23 protein-coding genes are annotated in these 23,848 nt (G+C 39.8%); 18 read left to right on the top strand and 5 right to left on the bottom strand.

The features are described from left to right. Window positions 1-122: 122 nt before the first annotated feature. The 10 genes from L634_RS0102785 (at window position 123) to L634_RS0102835 (ending at window position 12,180) form a co-directional block, all read left to right on the top strand. Window positions 123-725, top strand: a complete 603-nt coding sequence (locus L634_RS0102785) for a xanthine phosphoribosyltransferase (protein ID WP_026581130.1) — start codon at window positions 123-125, stop codon at window positions 723-725. Then, window positions 722-2,032, top strand: a complete 1,311-nt coding sequence (locus L634_RS0102790; RefSeq protein ID WP_026581131.1) for a nucleobase:cation symporter-2 family protein — start codon at window positions 722-724, stop codon at window positions 2,030-2,032. Before L634_RS0102785 ends, L634_RS0102790 begins: the two co-directional genes overlap by 4 nt. Before the next feature lie 651 nt (window positions 2,033-2,683). Continuing rightward, window positions 2,684-3,769 carry a type III polyketide synthase gene (locus L634_RS0102800; RefSeq protein ID WP_026581132.1) on the top strand — a complete coding sequence of 362 codons (1,086 nt, stop codon included), beginning with the start codon at window positions 2,684-2,686 and terminating at the stop codon, window positions 3,767-3,769. Window positions 3,770-3,773: 4 nt separating this feature from the next. Beyond that, window positions 3,774-4,337 (top strand): isoprenylcysteine carboxyl methyltransferase family protein, encoded by a 564-nt coding sequence (locus L634_RS0102805; protein WP_026581133.1) that lies wholly within the window; start codon window positions 3,774-3,776, stop codon window positions 4,335-4,337. Between the two features lie 530 nt (window positions 4,338-4,867). Next, window positions 4,868-8,542 carry a dynamin family protein gene (locus L634_RS0102810; protein WP_026581134.1) on the top strand — a complete coding sequence of 1,225 codons (3,675 nt, stop codon included), beginning with the start codon at window positions 4,868-4,870 and terminating at the stop codon, window positions 8,540-8,542. Window positions 8,543-8,567: 25 nt separating this feature from the next. Further along, window positions 8,568-9,320, top strand: coding sequence for a nucleotidyltransferase domain-containing protein (locus L634_RS0102815; protein ID WP_026581135.1), 753 nt, complete (start codon window positions 8,568-8,570; stop codon window positions 9,318-9,320). Between the two features lie 29 nt (window positions 9,321-9,349). Beyond that, on the top strand, window positions 9,350-9,541 hold the full coding sequence (locus L634_RS0102820) for a hypothetical protein (protein WP_026581136.1): 192 nt from the start codon (window positions 9,350-9,352) through the stop codon (window positions 9,539-9,541). Continuing rightward, complete coding sequence (locus L634_RS0102825; protein WP_026581137.1) at window positions 9,538-10,389, top strand: sulfurtransferase; 852 nt, start codon at window positions 9,538-9,540, stop codon at window positions 10,387-10,389. The genes L634_RS0102820 and L634_RS0102825 overlap by 4 nt, the downstream gene beginning before the upstream one ends. A 76-nt stretch (window positions 10,390-10,465) precedes the next feature. Continuing rightward, window positions 10,466-11,068: a hypothetical protein gene (locus L634_RS0102830; RefSeq protein WP_026581138.1), complete on the top strand. Its 603-nt coding sequence runs from the start codon at window positions 10,466-10,468 to the stop codon at window positions 11,066-11,068. Window positions 11,069-11,289: 221 nt separating this feature from the next. Further along, on the top strand, window positions 11,290-12,180 hold the full coding sequence (locus tag L634_RS0102835) for a 5'-3' exonuclease (RefSeq protein ID WP_026581139.1): 891 nt from the start codon (window positions 11,290-11,292) through the stop codon (window positions 12,178-12,180). Window positions 12,181-12,434: 254 nt separating this feature from the next. On the opposite strand, the gene sspL is transcribed toward L634_RS0102835, so the two are convergent. Next, a complete protein-coding gene (gene sspL / locus L634_RS0102840; protein WP_026581140.1) occupies window positions 12,435-12,572 on the bottom strand; it encodes a small, acid-soluble spore protein L in 138 nt (45 codons plus the stop codon). A 213-nt stretch (window positions 12,573-12,785) separates the two neighbouring features. Here sspL and L634_RS0102845 point away from each other — a divergent pair, with 213 nt between their 5' ends. Further along, window positions 12,786-13,247, top strand: coding sequence for a divergent PAP2 family protein (locus tag L634_RS0102845; RefSeq protein WP_026581141.1), 462 nt, complete (start codon window positions 12,786-12,788; stop codon window positions 13,245-13,247). A gap of 116 nt (window positions 13,248-13,363) precedes the next feature. Continuing rightward, complete coding sequence (locus L634_RS0102850; protein WP_026581142.1) at window positions 13,364-13,627, top strand: DUF6123 family protein; 264 nt, start codon at window positions 13,364-13,366, stop codon at window positions 13,625-13,627. Window positions 13,628-13,679: 52 nt separating this feature from the next. Here L634_RS0102850 and L634_RS0102855 read toward each other — a convergent pair whose 3' ends face one another. The 3 genes from L634_RS0102855 to L634_RS0102865 form a co-directional block, all read right to left on the bottom strand. Then, window positions 13,680-14,597, bottom strand: a complete 918-nt coding sequence (locus L634_RS0102855; protein WP_026581143.1) for a DMT family transporter — start codon at window positions 14,595-14,597, stop codon at window positions 13,680-13,682. After that, window positions 14,594-15,004 carry a reverse transcriptase-like protein gene (locus L634_RS0102860; protein ID WP_026581144.1) on the bottom strand — a complete coding sequence of 137 codons (411 nt, stop codon included), beginning with the start codon at window positions 15,002-15,004 and terminating at the stop codon, window positions 14,594-14,596. The genes L634_RS0102855 and L634_RS0102860 overlap by 4 nt, the downstream gene beginning before the upstream one ends. Before the next feature lie 157 nt (window positions 15,005-15,161). Beyond that, the gene (locus L634_RS0102865; protein ID WP_026581145.1) at window positions 15,162-15,836 is read right to left on the bottom strand and encodes a queuosine precursor transporter; all 675 of its coding nucleotides are present in this window, start codon (window positions 15,834-15,836) and stop codon (window positions 15,162-15,164) included. Between the two features lie 185 nt (window positions 15,837-16,021). Here L634_RS0102865 and L634_RS0102870 point away from each other — a divergent pair, with 185 nt between their 5' ends. Next, complete coding sequence (locus L634_RS0102870; RefSeq protein WP_026581146.1) at window positions 16,022-16,678, top strand: reverse transcriptase-like protein; 657 nt, start codon at window positions 16,022-16,024, stop codon at window positions 16,676-16,678. A 25-nt stretch (window positions 16,679-16,703) separates the two neighbouring features. Beyond that, the gene (locus tag L634_RS32430) at window positions 16,704-16,880 is read left to right on the top strand and encodes a zinc-finger domain-containing protein (RefSeq protein ID WP_084028808.1); all 177 of its coding nucleotides are present in this window, start codon (window positions 16,704-16,706) and stop codon (window positions 16,878-16,880) included. Between the two features lie 66 nt (window positions 16,881-16,946). On the opposite strand, the gene cspD is transcribed toward L634_RS32430, so the two are convergent. Then, window positions 16,947-17,147, bottom strand: a complete 201-nt coding sequence (gene cspD, locus L634_RS0102880; protein ID WP_009332654.1) for a cold-shock protein CspD — start codon at window positions 17,145-17,147, stop codon at window positions 16,947-16,949. Between the two features lie 307 nt (window positions 17,148-17,454). Here cspD and L634_RS0102885 point away from each other — a divergent pair, with 307 nt between their 5' ends. The 4 genes from L634_RS0102885 to mntR all read left to right on the top strand — a co-directional run bounded on the left by L634_RS0102885 (window position 17,455) and on the right by mntR (window position 23,815). Beyond that, window positions 17,455-17,745, top strand: coding sequence for a hypothetical protein (locus L634_RS0102885; protein ID WP_026581147.1), 291 nt, complete (start codon window positions 17,455-17,457; stop codon window positions 17,743-17,745). A 153-nt stretch (window positions 17,746-17,898) separates the two neighbouring features. Beyond that, window positions 17,899-20,796, top strand: coding sequence for a type I pullulanase (gene pulA, locus L634_RS0102890; RefSeq protein WP_442852679.1), 2,898 nt, complete (start codon window positions 17,899-17,901; stop codon window positions 20,794-20,796). A 186-nt stretch (window positions 20,797-20,982) separates the two neighbouring features. Further along, the gene (locus L634_RS0102895) at window positions 20,983-23,145 is read left to right on the top strand and encodes a DNA topoisomerase III (RefSeq protein WP_026581149.1); all 2,163 of its coding nucleotides are present in this window, start codon (window positions 20,983-20,985) and stop codon (window positions 23,143-23,145) included. 244 nt (window positions 23,146-23,389) lie between these two features. Then, window positions 23,390-23,815, top strand: a complete 426-nt coding sequence (gene mntR, locus L634_RS0102900) for a transcriptional regulator MntR (protein WP_026581150.1) — start codon at window positions 23,390-23,392, stop codon at window positions 23,813-23,815. The last annotated feature ends 33 nt before the right edge of the window (window positions 23,816-23,848 follow it).

A 23,848-nucleotide genomic window follows, 5' to 3' on the forward strand; every position in this document is an offset into this window, starting at 1 on the left:
ATTGCCTGAAAGCTTTTATAAAAGCCTGCAGGCCATTGCTTCACTCATTTTATGTTGTGAATGCATGGCCTTCAGGCTTTTTATATTTTTGATGGCTTTTTATTTACAAAGGGGGAAGCAAAATGAAGCTGCTGATAGAAAAAATAAAAAACGATGGGATTGTCCTATCACCAACCGTATTAAAGGTCGATTCCTTTTTAAACCATCAGATAGATCCTTATCTTATGCAGGAAATCGGAAAGGAGTTTGCAGAACGATTTGCCGGCTGCGGGATTACAAAGGTTTTAACAATCGAATCTTCGGGAATTGCGCCTGCTGTTATGGCTGGGCTCCAACTTAAAGTTCCAGTTGTTTTCGGCAGAAAAAGAAAATCTTTGACGCTCGTAAATGACTTAATTACAGCGTCTGTCTACTCTTTTACGAAAGAAGAAACAAGTGAAATCTCTGTGTCAAATAAATATCTTTCAGAACAGGATAAGGTACTAATCATTGACGATTTCCTTGCAAACGGGCAAGCGGCGCTGGGCCTTGCAGACATTGCCAGAAAGGCCAATGCATCGATTGCAGGAATTGGAATCGTTATCGAAAAAGGATTTCAAAATGGAGGGCGTCTGCTGCGGGAACAGGGCTATCGGGTAGAGTCATTGGCAATTCTTGAATCCCTGGAGAACGGGAAAGTCAGCTTTGATCATTCAACAGAGAAATTGGGGGAATTGACACGATGAAACAGAATTCTTTAAAGGTTGCTTCACTAGGCATTCAGCACGTACTTGCAATGTACGCCGGGGCTGTTATTGTACCGCTAATCGTAGGAGGAGCACTTGGTTTAACAGGAGAACAGCTGACCTATTTAGTTTCTATAGATATTTTTATGTGCGGAATCGCAACGCTTCTTCAAGTTTGGCGCAACAAGTTCTTCGGGATTGGCCTTCCTGTTGTTCTGGGCTGTACATTTACTGCCGTCGGCCCAATGATCGCTATTGGCGGTCAATACGGAATATCTGCCATTTATGGTGCCATTCTTGTTTCTGGTATTTTTGTAGTAGTAATTTCAAAGTATTTTGGGAAGCTGGTCAGATTTTTTCCGCCTGTTGTTACTGGATCTGTCGTAACGATAATTGGAATTACTTTAATCCCGGTTGCCATGAATAATATGGCTGGTGGAGAGGGAAGTCCGGACTTTGGTTCCCTGACAAACATTTCGCTTGCGTTTGGAACATTGCTATTCATAATTGTGCTGTTCCGTTTCTTTAAAGGCTTTATCCGTTCTATTGCTATTCTGCTAGGATTGGCTGCAGGAACAATCGTTGCTTATTTTATGGGAATGGTGAATTTTTCTGAAGTTTCGGAGGCTTCCTGGATCCATATGCCCTCTCCATTCTATTTTGGCTTGCCTACTTTTGAGGTGACTGCTATTCTGACCATGATTCTGGTTGCAATGGTTAGTTTGGTAGAGTCTACCGGAGTTTACTTTGCACTCGGTGACATTTGTGATGAAAAGCTTGAGGAAAAGGATCTTTCTAATGGCTATCGTGCTGAGGGTCTTGCGATCGTTCTCGGAGCTGTCTTTAATGCCTTTCCTTATACAACTTATTCACAAAATGTGGGCCTTCTTCAATTGTCAGGGGTCAAAACAAAAAATGTCATCTATACAGCAGGCGGATTCCTAGTACTGCTCGGACTGGTTCCTAAAATCGGGGCATTGACCACCATTATTCCAACTCCTGTATTAGGAGGAGCGATGGTTGCTATGTTCGGTATGGTTGTCGCTTATGGAATTAAAATGTTAAGCAAGGTGGAGTTTTCTTCGCAGGAGAATCTATTAATTATTGCCTGTTCTGTTGGAATGGGACTTGGAGTTACGGCCGTTCCGGAATTATTCGCCCAAATGCCTTCAAGTATCCGTATCCTGACCGATAATGGGATTGTAGCGGGCAGTGTTACTGCAATTGCTTTAAATCTTGTATTCAATGTTTTTAAGGGGAAAAAGGTGGTTAAGCCAGCTTCCTTTGCAGAGCAAAAAGCTTCTTAAGATTATTTTCACTCCATTCACAATAACTCCGGCAATCAATATAATATTCTATCGGGATATGTTCCAGTAGACTCCCGTAGTATTGGTTTTTTCACAGGAAAGAGAGTGGATGGGATGGAAAAATATTATTGCGACTATTGCCGGCTTTTATATAATGAAGAAGAAGTCTGCAAAGCTTGCGGAATCCCTGTAACTAAGAAGATATATATCGAAGTTCAAAAACACCAAAAAAACCACCATAATTTTGAGGCATCGGAGTAAACCGGTGCCTTTTTTGGGGGAAAAAGAATTATTATGTTGAAATAAAATGAATCTCCGTTAAAAAGGGTAGGGGCGCAGGAAAAGCTTGTAGGCCCTGCGGTTTTTCTTACGTCTCCAGCCGGCAGAGTGACAATCCAAGGTTCTAGGTTCAATTGGAAAAGATTTAGTAATGCTATCAATTAGAAAATTCATATATAATGAAGATGCACAACAACTCCTTCAAAACATATTGCTTCCTCCACATTGGAGGGAGCTTTTTTTATTTTATCTCAGAGAATTTATATTTTAAACGGTTTCAAATATATGCAGATAGGATACATACATAACAGCTAAGCATAACCTTCAATTATTTGGAAAAATTAAAGGAAAGCATGAGAAGGAGAGTCATGAATGCCAATGATTGTATCAGTTGCAGAAGCTATACCTGAACATGTGCTAAGGCAGGAGCAGGTAATGGAGTTTGCCCGAGATTTATTTTCAGAATCTTTTAGGGATATTGAACGTCTTTTAGAAGCTTTTCACAATGGGCAAATTGAAAAACGGCACTTTGCAAAGGGCCTGGAATGGTTTAAGACAGACAAATCATTTGAGGAAAAAAATAATGCTTATATTTACCACGCTATAGAGTTAGGCGCAAAAGCAATAAAGCTTTGTTTAGATAATGATACGTTCCTTAAAAATCATGTGCCTTACGAAGAAATTGACGCAATTTTTACTATCTCAAGCTCTGGGATCGCCACACCAAGCATTGAGGCAAGAATCATGAATGAGCTTCCCTTCTCGGAGCATACAAAGCGAATACCAATATGGGGGCTGGGCTGTGCGGGAGGTGCTTCTGGCCTTTCTCGAGCATATGAATACTGTCTTGCTTTTCCCGATGCTAAGGTTTTGGTTTTATCCATTGAATTATGCAGTCTGACATTCCAGCGCAACGACCGTTCAAAAAGCAACTTAATTGGCACTTCCCTTTTTGCCGATGGGGCAGCATGTGCATTATTAACGGGTGATGAGGTTGAAAGAGAGTCTTTCCAGAAGCAGGCGGCAATTCCGCGGATATCGGGGACTCAATCAACAACGATGCGCAATTCTTTGGATGTGATGGGGTGGGAAGTGAAGGATGAAGGTTTATATGTTGTATTTTCAAAGGACATTCCTGCGATCATTGAAAGCTGGCTAAAGCCGAATGTAAACGCATTTTTGCAGGAGAAAGGAATTAAAATGGAAGAAGTGAACCATTTTGTTGCCCATCCTGGCGGTAAAAAGGTTGTTGAAGCCTATCAAAATGCGCTTCAATTTGATCCGGCAATGACAAGAATATCCCTGGATGTCTTAAAAGAGTACGGCAATATGTCCTCAGCGACAATCCTGTATGTTTTGAAAAGGTTTATGGAAATTGGCCAGCAGGGAGAAATTGGTCTTGCAACTGCACTCGGACCTGGATTCAGTTCCGAATTGCTGCTTTTGGAATGGGAGTGAAAGTATGTTATTTCTTTTATTTATTGCGGTTATTAATGTACAAAGGGCAATTGAACTTGTAATAGCCAGAAAGAATGAAATATGGATGAAAGCACGTGGAGCACTGGAATTTGGCCGGGAGCATTACCCCTGGATTGTCTTGATTCATGTTCTCTTTTTTGCCGGCTATATCTCAGAAGTGATACTCCTGGATAAAGGTCTGTCACCTTTTTGGCCAATTCTTTTAGTGCTGTTTCTCCTTACCCAGGCGGGCCGGTTATGGGCTCTATTTTCTCTGGGCCGATTTTGGAATACAAAAATAATTGTACTCCCGGGAGCGAATGTCATTAGAAGAGGCCCTTACCGCTTTTTAAAACATCCCAATTATGCAATTGTTGCAGCTGAGTTTATAGTAATTCCCTTCATGTTTACCGCTTACATTACTGCAATTGTCTTCACGCTGCTGAATATTATAATCCTTTCCATTAGAATCCCGGCGGAAGAAAAAGCACTAAGGGAGCTAACTGCATATGAAGATGCTTTTTTGCGGATTAAAGAAGAACCAAATAAAGATATAAAAAAAGTTTGACAATTTTAAGAGCCCTGTTGAAAATGATTATCGTTCATGATAAACTTCTAATTGAAGTTGAAAATTATTCTCAATATCATTCCAATAGGAAAGGTGTTGCTACATATGACAATCGTTTTTATTGCAGGCACAATTGCTGCATATTCACTAGTTATGAAACATGTTCTTAATAACGTTGCAAAACCTCACACCAGATAAAAAATAATTTTGCTAGGACCAGGCTGATGCCTGGTTTTTGTTTTTTTATCCCTATATATTTCCTTGAAATATGAACTTGGGGAATAAATAATGAAAACTGGCTAATAACAAGGTTAAATCAGCTAATAAATTTAAGTAAATTGGCAAACAAACCAAAGAATTTAGCGAACAAACCAATAAAATAGAAGCAAATAACTTTCAACCTATTCTAATAAGCTGATTTTCAACAGGAAAAATTAGAAAAATCAAAGAATAAGATCTCACTTATAGGAAAATCGGCGAATATCATTTAAAATAGGTAGTAAATCGATGTTACAAGGGGATAAATGTAAATGGCTGATACAGCAATACAACCAGGATTACAACAAACTGAATTATTGAACAAAGTTACCGCTCTATATACATATACGAAGGAAAATGGAGATGAGCAGACGGCAGACCGGGCAAAAGACTTGGCAAAAAAGCTTAGAGACCAGGAATTCGCCATTGCCTTCTGCGGCCATTTTTCAGCAGGCAAATCGAGCATGATCAACAAACTTGCAGGAGAGGATCTTCTTCCTTCATCGCCTATTCCAACGAGTGCCAATCTTGTAAAGGTCAAGTCCGGTGAAGAGGATTATGCAAAAGTCATTTTTAAGGAAGGCAAGCCAAGACTGTACCCTGCCCCATATGATTATGGGCAAGTAAAGTCTTATTGCAAGGATGGCGATTTAATTCAATCCATTGAAATCAGCCATTCCAATACAAGTTTGCCAAAAAGAGCAGTCATTATGGATACACCGGGAATTGATTCCACGGACGATGCCCATAGAATTGCGACCGAATCTGCTTTGCATTTGGCTGATCTTGTTATTTATGTAATGGATTATAATCATGTGCAGTCCGAATTGAATTTCCTTTTTACCAAAGAATTGACGGCTGCAGGCAAGGATGTTTATCTAGTTATCAATCAAATAGATAAGCACCGGGATGAGGAATTAAGCTTTGAACATTTTAAAAAAAGTGTAAGAGACTCATTCGCATCCTGGGGAGTAAAACCTGCACAAATTTTTTACACCTCATTAAAGGATCCAAGCCATAAAGAAAATGAGTTTTGCCCATTGCAGCAGTTTATTAATGAGAGCATTGCAAACCGTGAAAACCTTTTGCCTGTTTCCGTATTCAATTCCCTGAAAAAGCTTGCAGATGACCATCTTAAGTTTTTAAAAGAAGCAAATGCTGCAGAAAAAGAGGAATGGGAAGAAAAATTGGGCGAGCTTGATCAGAGGGAGCGGGAACAGCTGCCAGCTAGATTAGCCAATTTGGAGACTGATTTAAAGAAACTGAAAAGCTCTATTGACGCAGCGGATATAGACATTAGTGATAAAATCAATGAGATTCTAAAAAACGCTTATTTAATGCCTTTCCAGACTAGGGAGCTGGCTGAGTCCTACCTGGAGTCCCGCCAGCCCGAATTTAAAGTGGGCCTCTTTTTCAGCAAACAGAAAACAGAACAGGAAAGACAGACAAGGCTTGATCGCTTTTATCAGGATTTTTCCGATAAAGTCAAGGCTCAGCTCGAATGGCATATAAAGGAGCTATTTCTGAAGGAACTAAAACACCATGAAATTCACGAACCAGAATTACTTGCAAAGGCTCAAGGGTTTAAAATGCATTTTAAGCCTGAGCTTTTAGCAGAAACAGTAAAGCCGGGTGCAATGGTTTCAGGCGATTATGTTTTGCAGTATACAAATGATACAGCTGATGCAGTGAAAAGAATAGCCAAAAATAATGCAGCCGTTTTAAAAGAAGCTTTGCTGGGGGCCTTAAAGGATAAAAACAGCCAGGAACAAGCGAAGCTTGAAAATGAACTTCAGAACCTGAAAGCATATTCTCAAGCACTAAATAAGTTAAAGTCAATCAGTATAAAGATCGAAGCAGCTAAAAGCCAAATGGATTCATATCTAGCAGGAAATTATCCTAAAGAACAGTTTATTGAGCAAGAAAAAAAGCTTGCAGCAGAAGATGTAGAGGAAGCTGAGGTTATTTTCCTGCAAGAAAATCAGGATGAAAAGGAAGAGGAGTTAAAGAATACAAGGCAACCTCAAGAGGACCGGGCAGATGAGGAAGTAATGTCTGTTTCTGTTCAGCCAGTGATTGAAAAGCTTAATTTCACTGCCCAGGCTGTAAAGGACCTTCCCGGATTCAGAAAGCTTTCCGCAGACTTAGCTGAAAAAGCATCAAGGCTAGAGAGCAAGGAGTTCACTGTTGCACTTTTCGGAGCGTTCAGTGCTGGAAAATCTTCCTTTGCTAATGCTTTAATCGGAGAAAAGCTTCTGCCAGTTTCGCCAAATCCGACAACAGCAGCTATCAATAAAATAAAGCCTGCTTCGAGCGAAAATGAACACGGAACCGTTCTTGTAAAGGTCAAAGATTCTGAATCAATTTTTAATGATGTAAATCATTCTTTAAAAGTCTTCAATTATTCAGCCAGCAGTTTTGATGAAGCGGCATCGGCCATTCAGAAGATTACTGGTGCCAGCCAGGATTTTGATGCGAATGAAAAGACTCATTTTGCTTTTCTGAATGCCTTTATGCGAGGGTTTAATTCGTTCCGTGATTTGCTTGGACATACAATAAAAGCAGATCTGGAGGAATTTAAGGATTATGTTGCCAATGAGGAAAAGTCATGTTTCGTTGAAACGATCGAAGTTTACTATGATTGCGAATTGACAAGGCAGGGGATCACTCTTGTAGATACTCCTGGAGCGGATTCCATCAATGCAAGGCATACAGGTGTGGCATTTGAATATATTAAAAACTCAGATGCTATCCTTTTTGTAACCTATTATAATCATGCATTCTCGAAAGCGGATCGTGAGTTTCTTATTCAGTTGGGAAGGGTGAAAGACACCTTCGCCCTGGATAAAATGTTCTTTATCGTCAATGCCATTGACCTGGCGAATAATGAAGAAGAAAAAGAATCAGTTCTGCAATATGTGGAGGATCAATTGGTGCAATACGGCATCCGGCGCCCTCATTTATTTGGCATTTCAAGCCTTCAAGCATTGTCGGAAAAGCTGGAAAGCAATCTGGAAAGCAATAAAGAAGAAACATCCAATATCAGCTCTTTTGAAAAAAGCTTTTATTCTTTTATTAATAAAGACTTGCTGAATATTTCTATTTCTTCAGCGGAGACAGAGTGGAGACGATTATTAGGGCAGCTAAGGACATATATCTCTTCCTCTATGGAAAACAAAGATATCAAACTTCAAAAGCTGAAGGTTCTGGAAGATGAACATAAAATTATTATTGACATAATTCGAAAGCAAAAACCCGAGCTGCTGACTCAAAGGCTTGAACAGGAAACAGAAGAACTCGTTTTCTATATCAAACAGAGAGTTTTCTTGCGGTTTGGAGATTTTATCAAGGAGGCTTTCAATCCATCCATTTTAAAGGATGATGGCCGAAATTTAAAGAAAATGCTCAAAGCGGCGCTTGATGATTTTCTTTCCAGCTTTGGATTTGATTTTGCACAGGAACTCCGTGCAACAACCTTGAGGCTTGAAAGTTATATTGGAAAGCTTCTTGAACAGCAGCAGGATATGATTGCAAAATCAGCTGCCAGCGTAAATAGTGATATGTCTTTCAGCTCCTATGAGCCTGCAGAAATGGATGGAATAGAATTTGAATCTGCTTTTTCAAATGAGGATCCAAATCTTTTTAAGAAAGCTTTATCATATTTCAAGAATCCGAAATCCTTCTTTGAGAAAAATGAACGGAAACAACTTGCGGATGAGCTTGAGAAGAGCTTGCAGGACCCAGCTGACCGCTATTTGGAGGGAGAAAGTGCAAGGATGAAGTTCCACTACAATGGCTTGCTGACAAAAGAATTCGAGCGGCTGCTCGATTCGCTCATTGAGCAGACCAATGAGTACTACGAAGGGATTACTGCTGCTTTGAAGGATGATTTTCCAATTGAGGAACTAAAGGAAATGGAGAAACAAATTGCACAGTATGAAAAATAAATGTTAAAGGAGGGCTGCTTTATTTATGGAAAAATGGCTGTGCGATGCAGAGGAAAAATACAATATTGATATCCTTTTTGCATGTGAAGCTGGAAGCAGGGCCTGGGGTACAGATGATGCGGAATCTGACTATGATGTTCGCTTCATCTTCAAACACAGGGACTTAAGAGCTTACCTTTCATTAGAGCGTGACATTGAGGTTATCGACACAGCAGCTGCTCCTTTTGATGCGCATGGCTGGGATGTTTTTAAAGCTTTTGGACTCATGAAAAAGTCCAATCCAAGCATTTATGAATGGGCATATTCACCCATTATATACAGGGATGTGGACAAATTTTCTGTTAGGCTGAGAAAAATAGCAGAAAAGGAATTCTCACAATATAAGTTATTTCAGCATTACATCCAGCTTTTTTCCCGAAATTTAAAGGAAGCAGCCCAAAAAGAAACATTCACAGAGAAAAAACAGAAATTGCTTATACAGGCAGTTAGAGCCTATTTGATCGCCAGGCAAATCCTTGAAGCTGATCGGCTTAATGGAAGCTTTCTTTACAAGGAGCTTTTTCGTTTACAGGATAATAATATTTTCACGGATTTTTATCGCGAGCTTGCGAAAGAAAAACAAAATGGACGCCTGGTTAGTGAGAAATATGCAGACCGGATGGTTTACTTGCTTAAGTCAGAAAAAGAAGCAATGTATGCTGCTGCCGAAACAATGTCTGCCAAAAGCAAGCCTGTATCCGGCTTGAATGAATGGCTTTGGGAGCTGTTGAAGATATAGGCGGTGTCTGATTAGAAAAAGGGAGAGTTATGGGTAAGAATTCTTTTCATGTATGTGCTACCTGTGTGAATTTTATATCTGAAAAGCGTAAAGATGGAATGTACTATTTTTGCAGCAGGCTTGACTATGAAACAAAACCGGACTATCAATTTAACTGCTGGACACCTAAGGAGCATGTAGTCAGGCTGATGGAAAAAAGGAGAGGGGAGAATCTTGGATGAAGTATTTTATAGAAAAGGAATGGCTTTTAAAAAAAATTGATAATGAAAATGTGCGCATTGCAGATTGCCGTTTCAAACTTGGTTCGCCTGATGAAGGCCGAAGCTTGTATGATCTTAATCATATTCCTAACGCAGTTTATTTTGATCTTGAAAAAGACCTTTCAGGACCAGTTAAAGACCATGGGGGCAGACATCCTCTTCCGGATCCCGATCAGCTAAAACAGACTCTCGAGCAGGCGGGAATAAGCAGGGAAACAATAGTGATTGCCTATGATGGCGGAGAAGGGGCTTTTGCTTCACGTTTCTGGTGGCTCCTCCGGTATTTGGGACATGAGCAAGTCTACGTTTTAAATGGCGGTTATAAAGAATGGATTAATAGTGATTATCCTGTAAAAAGTGAAGTACCAGTCTTTGAACCTGTTAGTTATAAACTAGATCTGAAGTCTGATATTCTTGCTTCTTATGCAGAGGTTAAAGAGCTGGTCCAGCGCCGCGATGAAGCAGTATTGATTGATTCAAGAGAGGCGAAACGCTATTTGGGGATTGAAGAACCCATCGACAAAAAAGCAGGCCATATACCTGGTGCAATTAATAAAGTATGGCTGGATGCGTACGAAAATGGCAGGTTTAAAGAAGTGGCGGAACAGGAGAAAAGATTTGCCGATATTGACAAGAGCAAGCCTGTAATCGTCTATTGCGGTTCAGGTGTAACTGCTGCCCCAAATTTCCTGGCTTTAAAGGAAGCGGGCTATAATAATGTAAAATTATATGCAGGAAGTTTCAGTGATTGGATCTCATATGAAGAAAATGAAATAGAGTCTGTCGAAAAGCAGAGAAATCCCTTTTAAAAAAAGGGATTTTTTTACTGTTATAATTATTATATAATTTAAAATGTTTGATAGATTATGAATAGGGGAGTCTTAAATGAATACTTCAGGTTATACAATAACGAAAAAGCAAAAAACAGATATAAAACAGATATTGGTGACGACTGCTATCATTCTGATTTTGTCGGCAATCTTTATTCCAATATTTTTGCTCCCGCTTTTTCAGGCACAATTTTGCCGGCCGGCGGGGACGTGGGTATTTGAAGCACCTAAAGCAGCATATGTAACATTTAGTGCTGCTCTTGCGGCAGTTGCTGTTTTCATGGTTGCAGGGGTTTGGTTCCATAGTGCAGAGAAGTTTGGCAAGCTTGGAAAAATAATTGTCGGAGCTGGATGTTTAGTTTCGTTTGCGACAGTCATTCTCAGCTTTGACTACTACCATTACATTGATAAAAGCGGAGTTCACTTTGACCCATTATTCAGTTTGAAAGAGAAGCACTATGAGTGGTCCGAAATTAAGAAAGCAAGACAGACAGTTAAAAATGATAAGGGGATAATTTCTGATGACAAACTAATTTTTACGTTCAGTGATGGAACATCCTATGCCTATCTATTTAATGATAATGTCCGAAAGGCCAGAATGGCGACTTATTTTGAACTTGAGGAACATGGAGTTGAATTAATCAGGGAAACAGAGTGATTCTGTAAAACTTTTCAAGGGAATGTATGAGCCTTCCATGTTATAATGGTACTTACTGCGGTTAACGGCCAGTCTATCTTCCACCTTTTTGTGAAAGATAAACTAGCTGTAAAGGCCCGATATTACTGAAACTCAGACAAAAATAAAATCGCTGCATTATGTGGCAATTTTGAGCCCCATATTAGGGCCTCAAGTCATGATTATAACCAGGAGGCGAATAAATGAACGAAAACAAACCTTCACTGCTGCTTGTAGACGGAATGGCGCTATTATTCAGAGCTTATTTTGCCACCGCTGTATCCGGCCAATTTATGATAAATTCAAAAGGAGTTCCAACGAATGGGGTCTACGGTTTTGTAAAACACTTCTTAACCGCTGTTTCTTCTTTCAGCCCATCTCATGTGGCAGTCTGCTGGGATATGGGAAGCAAAACATTCCGGACGGATATGTTTGATGGATATAAAGCAAATCGCCCGGAAGCACCCGTTGAGCTTGTACCCCAGTTTGATTTAGTAAAAGAAGTCGTTGAGGCTTTTGATGTGCCTAATATTGGACTTGAGGGATACGAAGCTGATGACTGTATCGGAACGATCGCGAAAAAAGCCAAAAAGGAAGCAAATGTTTTAATTCTCACTGGTGACCAGGATATCCTGCAGCTGTTGGATGACAATATTTCTGTTATCTTGCTGCAGAAAGGCTACGGTAATTATCTTGTTCATACAACAGAAACCTTTTTTGAAGAGAAGGGCATTACTCCAAAGCAGATGATCGATCTAAAAGCTTTCATGGGAGATACGAGCGATAACTATCCCGGTGTAAAAGGCATTGGGGAAAAAACAGCCTTAAAGCTTTTGCAGCAGTATGAACATATTGAAGGCGTTCTTGAGAATTTAGAGAAACTGACAAAAGGCCAGCGTGCCAAGATTGAACAGGACCTGGAAATGCTGCACCTGAGCAGGCAGCTTGCCGAAATCAAATGTGATGTGCCTGTTGAATGTTCGCTGGATATGGCGCAATTCTCGATGAATCGTGAAAAAGTCGCAGAAAAGTTCACCGAAATTGAATTCCGCGGTCTTCATCGTTTCCTTGATTTGAAAAAAGAATATGCTTGATAAGAGAGCTCCAGGCTGTGGCCTGGAGCTTTTTGTTTTTGATAAAAAACTCATATGGGTGAAAAGTGGGGTTTGGATTACACCTGCAAGTAACAGGTTTTTCGTGCACACTCCCTATAATCGCGCGCGCAACTGAGTCCCAGCCTGCGCAGAAAAGGTTAGTCTAAGCACAGAAATGGGCGTCTCCTGCACGAAAACAGACTGTCCTTGCACAAACCCGAAAATCACACCAAAACCCGGAGTCACTCCACGCATTATTTAGTGTTTTTCTTCTTTGCAGCATTTTCCAGCTTGCTCTTTGGCTCTTCAGCAAATTCTGCATCTTGTCCGTAGCCTTGAGGATTTACGCCAGGAGCTTTCTTTCCTCTATTTGTATGTCCATTTTTGCTCAATTGGTTCACCTCCCTTAATAAAGCAAATTTCCCAGTTGATAACCTTATTATTGATTAGGTCTTGGTGTTTTAATCATGTCCAACCAGGGTACAAATTAGCAACTGATGCTGTGTATTTCTTCTATTTTCCGTTTATTTTCACATTGAATAAAGCTTTTCCGGAGAATAATAACAGTCTCCATATTTCACAATAAAGAAGAGGTGAATCGTATAATGAATAAGGGAGTTTATATCGCTCTGTTAAGTATAGGATTGGCTCAAGGCCTGAAGATTCCTATCCACTACGTAAAAAAGGGCGAGCTTCGTCCAGATTTATTTTTCCAGACAGGCGGAATGCCGAGTTCCCATTCAGCTGGTGTTTCGTCTTTAACAACTTTTATTGCTTTAAAGCGAGGAGTTCCTACATTTGATTTTGCTTTATCGCTAATTTACGGCCTGATAGTTATGTATGATGCTCAGGGCATTAGGCGCCAGACAGGTGAGCTTACGTTAAAAGTAAACAGCCTTGGGGAGCTGGTAGATAAGATTCATAAAGATGAAACGGTAAAATTTGAAGAGGAAGGCCCGAAGAAGCTAAAAGAGATGCTCGGACACCAGCCAGCTGAAGTTCTGGGGGGAGCTCTTCTCGGTGTTTTAACAGGTACTATTGGTTTTCTTTTAACAAAAAAGAAATGATTTTATCTTCAAAGAAAATATTAACTCTCTCCCTTTTTCCGGCGGAAAAAAAGGTAGATAATTGTCGAAAAATCAGGTAAGATTTAGGAAAAAGCTAAGGGAGCAGGGGAAGGTTTGTGAGGACAGTTGAAGAATATTTGCACTTTTTAAAAAGTAAAGGTTTTCAATTCCGCGAGGATGCTATTGGCTTCATTTACTTTGGAAAGAATTATACAAATGCTTCTGACGAGCTTGCAAATGCTGCAATTGAGCTTACATTGAAGGCTCAGAAATCCTTTGATGGAAGTTTTTATGTGTCATTGCTGGAAACGCTGGTATCAAAGAATATTACGAGCAGGCGGGAAGCAATAAAGTTTGTAAAAGAAAAAGTGATTATTTAGCAAAACAAGGCGTGTCTTTATTCAACACGCCTTTTGATTTGCTGTCCTATTATTAAGCTGCTTTTTTTCTAAAATTAAATAAGTTTTTTTTAACAGGAATCTCTGCAAAAACCATGCCGGCGAAAATCAGCAAACATCCAATCACTGCACTATAAGATAATCTTTCATTTGCCCATATAAATCCGGTCGCTGCTGCAAAGACAGGTTCCATTGCAAAAATCAATGCAACTCTTGTAGGCGTGGTATACTTTTGAAAAGTTGTCTGTGCAAAGAAGGCGATAGCTGTAGCAAAAAGAGAAGTTACAATCAAAGCACCCAGCACATTTCCTTTCAGTAAGACCTCCAGTTGGAAAGCCTGCTGCCAATTTTCAGTGAACAGGGCAAAAACCATTGACAAAATGGCTACTGTGGCTATCTGTATAACCGTTAATAGCAGGGCTGGATATTTGCTGCTGTATTTACCTGTGAAAATAATATGAAGGGCAAAACCCACAGCACAGACGAATACGAGGGCGTCTCCAATATTCAGCGAAACTTTATCTGTCATTGTCAGCAAGTATAGCCCTGCAGTTGCAACTGACACTCCTGTAATGGCATTCATGCCGGGCTTTACTTTTAAAAGCATAAAAGAAAAGACCGGAACCATTACGACACTAAGTCCTGTAATAAAACCAGCCTTAGAGGATGTCGTGTACAGCAGGCCAGCTGTCTGGAATGCATAGCCCACAAACAAAAAGAGGCCCATAATGACTCCAGATGCCAGCAGTTTCTTATTCATTTGAACCAGCTGTTTTTTCTCAAAAAGAACAAGCCATCCTCCGAGCAGTAGAGCTGCCAGGAAAAAACGTACTCCGTTAAAAGAGAATGGTTCCAAAAATGCAATGGCGCTTTGTACGAGCACAAAGGTGGAACCCCATACAAAGGCAACAAGCAAAAGGCTTACATCGGCAAAAATTGTAGAACGGTTCATGATTTTTCTTGCCCTTTCGTTCTATTGTTTCGGATAGCAGCTCTGGCCAATTCATCAGCAGATTTATTCTCTGCGCTGGGCACCCACTTCATAAAGAATAAATCGAATTGTCTGGATAACTCTAAGGCTTCTTCAAGAAGAGGAGCAAACTTTTTATTTTTGACAAATTCCTTTTCGACTGCACGGCTTACGAGCTGTGAGTCTGTACGAAATGATACTATTTTAAACTCCTTTTCTAAACATATTTTTAATGCGTGTAAAAATGCACGGTATTCAGCTTCGTGATTCTCCATTTCGCCTAAAGGAATCGAGTAGCGTTCAACTTGGCCATTATTTTTGATAAAAATGCCTGCGCCGCTTGGGCCGGGGTTACCGGCACTGGCTCCATCAATATATACTTCAATCAACAGCACTGCCTCCTGATCTTTTTCAATTTATAATGTTAAAGAGCCGGGTATTCACTTTATTTGGCACTTCAGTTGGACAAACTAAATGTAGTTTATCATAACATTCACTCAGTAAGCAGAAAAAGGATACCAATGTGGCAGCCTTATCTATCTGTTCTTATTTTATTGGGAATCGTTTAGCAATATATCCAAATGGGGTATCCAGTAAGGCTATAAGAGATTTAAGAATATAGGTTGTAAAGAAGATTTGAACCCAATCTTCAATTGGAAATACGCCCAGAAAAGCAATGCTTGTAAAGATCAATGTATCCAAAAGCTGGCTGATTAAAGTGCTGCCATTGTTTCTGATCCAAAACTGGTTCTCTTTTGGAAATTTCTTTTTCAGAAAGCTGAAAATATAAACATCAGTCAGCTGGCTGGCTAAATAGGCAGCCAGACTTCCGGCTGCAATCCGTGGAAGGATAGAAAAAATAGTGCTAAGGGCTTCTTGGGCGAAATCTGATTCATGCGGTTTAAATAGCAGCACCATCTGCATGATTAAGGTCATTGCCAAAAGTGTAAAGAACCCAAGCCAAACTGCTTTTTTGGCTTCATCTTTTCCGTACTTTTCATTCAGAATATCCGTAACCAGAAAAGCAGTGCCATACATGGCATTTCCCAGTGTGGCAGTCAGGCCGAACATTTCAATGGTTTTAACGACTTGAAGATTTGCCATAACAGTTGAAAAACCAATCCACACAAATAAACCTGTCTTTCCAAAAAGACGGTACATAGCCAGAACTAATATAAAATTGACAATAGCAAAGAATAATCCAAACCATTCATTAAACATTGTTTTCCTCCTAGTTTTGATCATGCGGGAGTTTCCGAACCGCAATGTTTATGTAAATGTCATTGACCATTATACCTTGAAATATACTCAGGCAGCACCAGTATGAGTGAAGAATAAGAAATTCAACGATTGCAAACAGTTCTAATAAAGAGACCAGCTAAAAAAGTACAGAAAGGCTGAAAAACATGAAATATAAAGTGGAGTGGAAATATATACTTAAAGGAAATGAAGATATTCTTTTTGCTTCGGATTGGATCGACAGTGAATTGGCATTGAAGGTTGGAGAGGACATCGAAAAGTCTGGGAAAGGAAAAGATGTAACCTACTATGATGAAATCGGGACTTCCTGGAGCACAAAGGAAATGAAAAAGCTGTTAACTGAAGTTGAAGAGGATCCGCATGATATTACCATATTTTTTGATGGCGGGTTTAATAAAGAAACAAACCAGGCAGGGCTTGGAGCCGTAATTTACTATAAGCAGGGTAAGAAAAAATACCGTGTGAGGTCAAATGAGCTCTTTGATGAAATGGACAATAACAACGAGGCAGAATATGCCGCCATTTATTTCACGCTCAATCTTCTTGAAGAAATGGGTGTTCATCATATGACCTGTGAATTCAAAGGTGATTCCCAAGTGGTACTGAAGCAGCTTGAAGGTGAATGGCCTTGTTATGAAGAAAATCTTAATCGCTGGCTTGACCGGATTGAAGAAAAGATAAAAAAACTTGGCATCCATCCAAGATATACACCTATTCCGCGCAGCGAGAACAAAGAAGCAGATAAACTGGCGGGGCAGGCGCTCCAAGGGAAGTTCATTAATAGCAGAATGCAGGTGATTTAATTGAATAAGGAAGGCGTGAAAAGTTTTGAGCAGAAAGGAAATATTCAATGAAGTGGAGGAGCTGATGGCCAGCTATTGCAAAGACTGTTTCCTTCATAAACATCATAAAGAAGAAAAAGGCCGCAGATATGCCCATCGATTTTGCATTACAGAATGTACAGTCGGTGAAAAGATCAAATCCATTGGAAACAAGCTGTCATGACCTAAGGCAGCGGCAGACATAAATAAAAGGCTGGCAGATGCCAGCCTAATTATCGTTATATAAAAATTAAAGTTTTACAACGTTTGCAGCTTGAGGTCCGCGGTTTCCTTCAACGATTTCAAAAGAAACTTCTTGGCCTTCTTCTAAAGATTTGAATCCTTCGCCTTGGATAGCAGTGAAGTGTACGAATACATCGTCTCCGCCTTCAACTTCGATAAAACCGAAACCTTTTTCGTTATTGAACCATTTTACTTTACCGTTTTGCATGTTTACTTTTCCTCCTAAGCCTTTCAAGACACTTTCAGGTGCCTTAGATGAATATTACCACCTAACAAAACATAGAGCAGATATTTTTTGAAATAACGGAAATATATTCTGTTAAATGATGATTATAATATACACGAATGGGCACTTTCCGTCAAGGAATACAAGCGCTTTTTTACAAAAAACAATAAAATATTTTAAATATTTGAAATTTTATTCTCTATTTAAGAGTTCTTCTATTTTTACATTCATAAAGACTTGTATTTTTCATATTAATTATTAATTATCTTGTTTATTAAAGGGTGAGAAAATGTACCGTTTTTCCATTCAGAATCAAGATTGGATTTTGAGGTTTTCGCCTAATGTTGAAATTGAAGCAGAAGAAAAGCAGGCTATCATCAGTTCTATTCTTCAGCTAGGGAGTGATCTGCCAAGTTTTTCTCACGGAGATTCATTTATTATTATGAATGACCAATTAGGAATAATTGTATTTAATGTTGAAAAAATCCCTTCCATGATTTTAACTGTTTCCAACATTGTCCCGGAAAGTAAATGGTACATTCAAAAAAACCTTACAATAAAACGTTATAAAAAAGATTGATCGGCGGAAGCCGATTTTTTTATTAATGAATAGGTTTAAAAACACTGAGTCTTTAGCCTTATGCAAGCGCTTTCCCTGATAGTTTAAGATATATATGTAGAATGTATTATAACTATAAGAGGAGGGTCAAAGGTGAAGGAGCTTAAACAGTTTATGTTCCTGGCCATAGCAGTTATTATGGCCGCAGGCAATTTTTTATCCCCATTTATGCAAACGATTGCATCCGCTGAAGGCACAGCAGCAAACAGTGCTGCAACTAGTGTCACTATTCATTATCAGCCTGCTGAAGGCAATACGAAGGACTGGAATTTATGGGTATGGCCCGAAGGCGGAGAAGGTCAGGTATTTGAGTTCACAGGCGAAGATGAGTTTGGTCTTGTTGCCGAGATTAAACTGCAGGGAATCTATGAAAAAGTTGGATTTATTGTACGTACGGACAGCTGGGAAAAGGATGGCGGAGACCGCTTTATTGATGTCCAAAGCGGCGATGACGAAGTATGGGTAAAAGCAGGCGACGAATCTACATACACATCTCCTCCAGACGGGGAGTACAGGGACTTTCCAGAGTTTGAAAAAGTCAAAGTTACGCTTCATTACTTTCGGTATGACGGAAATTATGATGGTTGGAACTTATGGGCCTGGCCAGACGGAAAAGATGGCAAAAGAGTCGACTTCACAGCAGAAGACGATTTTGGAAAAGTTGCTGAATTTGAGCTTGAGGATCCTGAAGGGATGAAAAAGGCAGGATTCATTATAAGAAAAAGCTCAGAAGAAAATGAATGGGCCAGCAAGGAATTTGGAGACCGTTTCATAACCAAATTCGATGAACAGGGAAATGCTGAAGTCTGGGTTGTCCAGGGAACAGAACGTATCTATTATAACCCAGCCTATATTGACACCAATCCAAGGATTGTACAGGCTTCCATGGACGGTTTTAAGCAGATTACCATTGAAACCAATTTTCCTTTTGATTGGAGGAATTGGCATTCTCAATTAGAAATTGAAAATACAGAAATAAAAGGAGTTGTTCCTTATGACGGGAATGAAGAAATAGATGTTACCAATAAGGTAAAAGTGTTAACTGAAAATCAACTGGATTTCAGCCAGACATATCGGGTTTCTATGAAATCGTTTGGTGAAGCTATTGTTACAATTGGAAATATTGTCAGGTCAAAAGAATTTGATGAGGCATTCTATTATGATGGCGAACTTGGCAACCAGTATACCAAGGATGAGACATCCTTTAGAGTATGGGCTCCTACTGCAAGTGAAGCAGTATTGGTTATGTATGATAGCTGGGATGACAAGACGGGTGAAGAGCTGCCCCTTGAAAAAGGAGAAAAAGGGACATGGTCAACCGTCCTGCCTGGAGATCAGAATGGGTTAATATATAATTATAAAGTTAAAATTGGCGGAACCTGGACGGAAGCAACAGATCCATATGTACGTGCTGTCACAGTGAATGGCGACAGGGGAGTTGTGATGGATATGGATTCCACCAATCCGGATAACTGGAACAAGCGCAAGCCAAATCTAACAAACCCAGAGGATTCTATTATTTATGAAGTCCATGTCAGAGATTTATCCATTCATGAAGACAGCGGGATTAAAAACAAGGGAAAATTTCTCGGAGTGGCGGAGAAAAGTACTGTCAATTCAGGCGGGGTTAAAACCGGCTTAAATCATATTAAGGATCTGGGAGTGACACATGTTCAATTCCTGCCAATCTATGATTATCGTACAGTGGATGAAACAAAACTTGATGAACCTCAATTCAATTGGGGGTATGATCCAAAAAACTACAATGTGCCTGAAGGCTCGTACTCTACTGATCCTTATAATCCGGCTGCAAGAATTATAGAATTGAAGACAATGATTCAGGAACTGCACAATCAGCAGCTAAGGGCTGTTATGGATGTTGTTTACAATCATGTGTTTGCTGTCAGCGAGTCAAGCTTCCATAAGCTTGTTCCAGGCTATTACTTCCGATATAACGAAGATGGAACACTTGCAAATGGCACAGGCGTTGGCAATGATACAGCTTCGGAAAGAAAAATGGTTCGAAAGTTTATTGTCGACTCTGTTGCCTATTGGGCGGAGGAATATAATCTGGATGGATTTCGCTTTGATTTGATGGGGATCCATGACACTGAAACAATGAATGCAGTAAGGAGTGTGCTGGATAAAATTGATCCTTCCATTGTTATCATAGGAGAGGGATGGGATCTAAACACCCCTTTGGATGCTGAAATGAAAGCTAACCAGAAAAATGCTGAAGATATGCCAGGCATTGGCCATTTCAATGATGGTATCCGCGATGGTCTCAAAGGCAGTGTATTTAATGAACTTGATAAAGGTTTTGTAAATGGTAAAGAAGGAATGGAAAACTTCATTAAGCAGGGGATTGCAGCAGGCATGAATTATCCTGATGCAATGGCCACTTACAAGGATCCTGAACAAGCAGTTACCTATGTTGAGGCACATGATAACCACACGCTATGGGATAAGCTTGAACTAACAAATCCTGAAGCGCCAGAAGAAGAAAGAAGGAAAATGCATAAGTTGGCATCTTCCATTATTCTCACATCTCAGGGCGTAAGCTTTATCCATGCGGGACAGGAATTCATGCGTACAAAATACGGTGACCATAACAGCTACAAGTCCCCAGATAGCATCAATCAGCTCGACTGGGACCGCCGTGCTGATTTTAACAAAGAAGTTGACTATTTTAAAGGTCTTATCACTCTTCGCAAGCATTACAAGTCATTTAGAATGACGACAGCAGAAGATATTAAGGAAAACCTTGAGTTTCTTGAAGCTCCGAAAAATACGGTAGCATACAGTCTTGATGCAGGAGCTTTAAAGGACAAAGCGAAAGATCTTGTTGTTATCCATAATGCCAATGAAGAGCCTGTAGAAATCAAGCTTCCGGAAAGTGGGCCATGGCATCTGCTTGCAGATGGAAATCGAGCAGGAGTGAAAACATTAGAGGTGCATCATTCTAACACAATAGAAGTACCTGCTTTAACAAGCTTTATACTAAAAAGATAAGCAAAAAAGGAAGAATCCCATTGCAGGGTTCTTCCTTTTTGTATCCTATTTTAATAGCATAAATGATTTGGAAATATGTTTAATAATAAATTTATATATTTAAAGGGATTTGTTCTCTCTTTGCTAATTTTTTAGGTTAATATTAAAATAGATATCTATATTTTGTTCTATTAAGGGAGCTGCATTATGAAACTGATTATAGCAGAGAAACCCGACCAGGGATTAACGCTGGCTTCTATTTTTAAAATGAAGAAACATCAGGGGTATATTGAAATTTTCGCGAATGATATCTTTCCCGAAGGAGCGTATGTAACTTGGGCTGTAGGCCATCTTTGCCAGCTTTCCGCTCCTGAAAAATATGATAGTGAATGGAAAAAGTGGTCGCTTGGCTCCTTGCCTATCGTCCCTGAGCAATTCCAATATGAAGTCACAAAAGATAAGGCAAAACAATTTAATATCATAAAACAGCTTCTCTCAAATCCAGATCTCACCGAAGTTATCCATGCTGGCGATGCTGGGCGTGAGGGTGAGCTTATTATCCGAAATATTTTAAGGCTAACAGGATCAAGATTGCCGATGAAAAGGCTGTGGATCTCATCATTAACACAAAATGCAATCAGAGAAGGATTCCTTGCATTACTTGACGAAAGCGAAACTAGAAACCTCTATTTTGAAGCTTACACGAGAGCTTGTGCTGACTGGGTCGTTGGTATGAATGCATCCCGCCTTTATAGCCTGCTTCTTCAGCAGCAGGGCTTTTCAGATGTTTTTTCAGTAGGGAGGGTTCAGACACCAACATTGGCCTTAATTGTAAAGAGAGAAAAAGAAATTCAAAATTTCGTATCCGAACCATTTTGGGAGGTTACAGCCCAGTTTAATATGGACGGAAAAAAATATGCAGGCAAGTGGGAAAATGATGGGGAAACAAGAATTAAGACGAAAGAGCTGGCTGAAAAGATAGCTGCTTTTTGCAAAAATAAGGATGCTCAAGTAGAGGATGTTCAGGCAGAAACTAAAGAGTTTATGCCGCCAATGCTATATAATTTATCAGCATTGCAGGCTGATGCCAACCGGAGATACAAATTTCCCCCAAAAAAGACACTGGATGTCCTGCAAAAGCTTTATCAAAAAGGGATTGTCTCCTATCCCCGTTCTGATTCAAGACATGTAACAGAAGGGGAAGCGGAAATGTTCCCCGAAATTCTCAGAAAAATAGAAGCGAAGGAAGAGTACAAGGATCTCTTTCCCTTGCCGGTCAGCTCAATTATGCACCATAAACGGTATGTGAATGATAAAAAGGTAACAGACCACTATGCAATTATTCCTACTGAGCAGGTACCTGATCTTCAAAAGCTATCTTCGGATGAAAAAACACTTTATGATCTTATCACGAGAAGCTTAATAGCAGCCCATTATGGAAAAGCTGTAACGGAATATACAACCATTAAGACGCTTGTTGACGGCAGAGCGGCATTTTTATCAAAGGGTAAGGTGCAGCTTGAAGAAGGCTGGAGAAAAGTGATTCCTCAGCAGGAAAAGGAGAATGAACCTGTTTTGCCTTCATTGCAGGCCGGCGATAAAGGTAAAGTAGTAAAGGCTGATGTAAAGGAAAGCAAAACGCAGCCGCCAAAACGCTATACAGAAGGACAGCTAATTACTCTGATGAAAACAGCCGGAAAGCAGATCGAAGATAAAGAGCTTGAAAAAGTATTAATGAAAACGGAAGGCCTGGGAACAGAAGCAACACGGGCAGGCATTATTACAATGCTAAAAGACCGTAAATATATTGATATAAAAAAGAATCTTGTTTATGCAAATCCAAAAGCAAATATCCTGATAGAGGCCATTGGATCTGAAATCCTGGCTTCGCCGGAAATGACTGCAAAATGGGAGCAGCGGCTAAAGGATATATCAGATGGAACAGCTTCCCCAAAACAGTTTATGGAGCAAACAAATAAAATGGTTGCCCATCTAATTGATGCCTCTATTAATAATGCAGGAAATTGGACATTTTCTGAGGAAGATAAAGAAGGATTTACACCAGGCAAGTTTAAGCAGAAAAGAGCCGCAAGCCTGGGGAAATGCAAGCTCTGTGATGGGAAAATTGTTGACAAAGGAAGTTTTTACGGCTGCTCCAATTACAATAAAACGAAATGCGGCTTCACCATATCCAAAAAAATAATGGGAAAATCCATTACACAAAAACTCCTTAAGCAGCTGTTAAAAGATGGAGAGACAGAATTGGTAGATGGCTTTACAAGCAAAGGAAAAGACAAAACCTTTTCTGCTAAATTATCATGGGACGTACAAGAAAACAGGATTAAGTTTGTCTTCCCGCAAAAGGCCTAAATTTATCTTTCTGTGACATATCGCCTTGTCTCCGTTTCCCAACTGTAGTAAAATCGTTTAAGTCTTATATTTATTAAAAGCAGATTATAAACTTCGAAAACTGTCTAGCTCCAGCGCCTACCCCCTCGAGGTCACAAGCCAATCCTCTCAAGAAGGCAAAGAACACCTTCCCGAGAGGATTGACTTGTGCTTGTCGGGGGTGGGCAAGGCGCTTGCGCTTTTCTCAGTGGCAGGAGGTTGCGTTATGCCAACACCAAGTATGGAAGATTATATTGAACAAATATATATGTTGATTGAAGATAAGGGCTATGCCAGGGTTTCTGACATTGCAGAGGCACTGTCTGTACATCCTTCTTCTGTAACAAAAATGGTCCAAAAGCTTGATAAAGATGAGTACCTGGTTTATGAAAAATACAGGGGGCTGATTTTGACGCCAAAGGGCAAAAAAATCGGGAAAAGGCTTGTATACCGCCATGAACTTCTTGAGCAGCTCCTTCGCATCATTGGAGTAAAAGAAGAAAATATTTATGAAGATGTGGAAGGAATCGAACATCATCTGAGCTGGGATGCGATCGACCGTGTTGGCGATTTAGTTCAGTTTTTTGAAGAGGATGAAAACCGAATTGAAATTTTAAGAGAAATCCAGCGCAAAAATGAAGAAGAACAATAAAAACCTGACCGCGGTCAGGTTTTTTTTGCTTCA

The organism is Bacillus sp. J33, from assembly GCF_000518885.1.
GTDB lineage: Bacteria > Bacillota > Bacilli > Bacillales > Cytobacillaceae > Cytobacillus.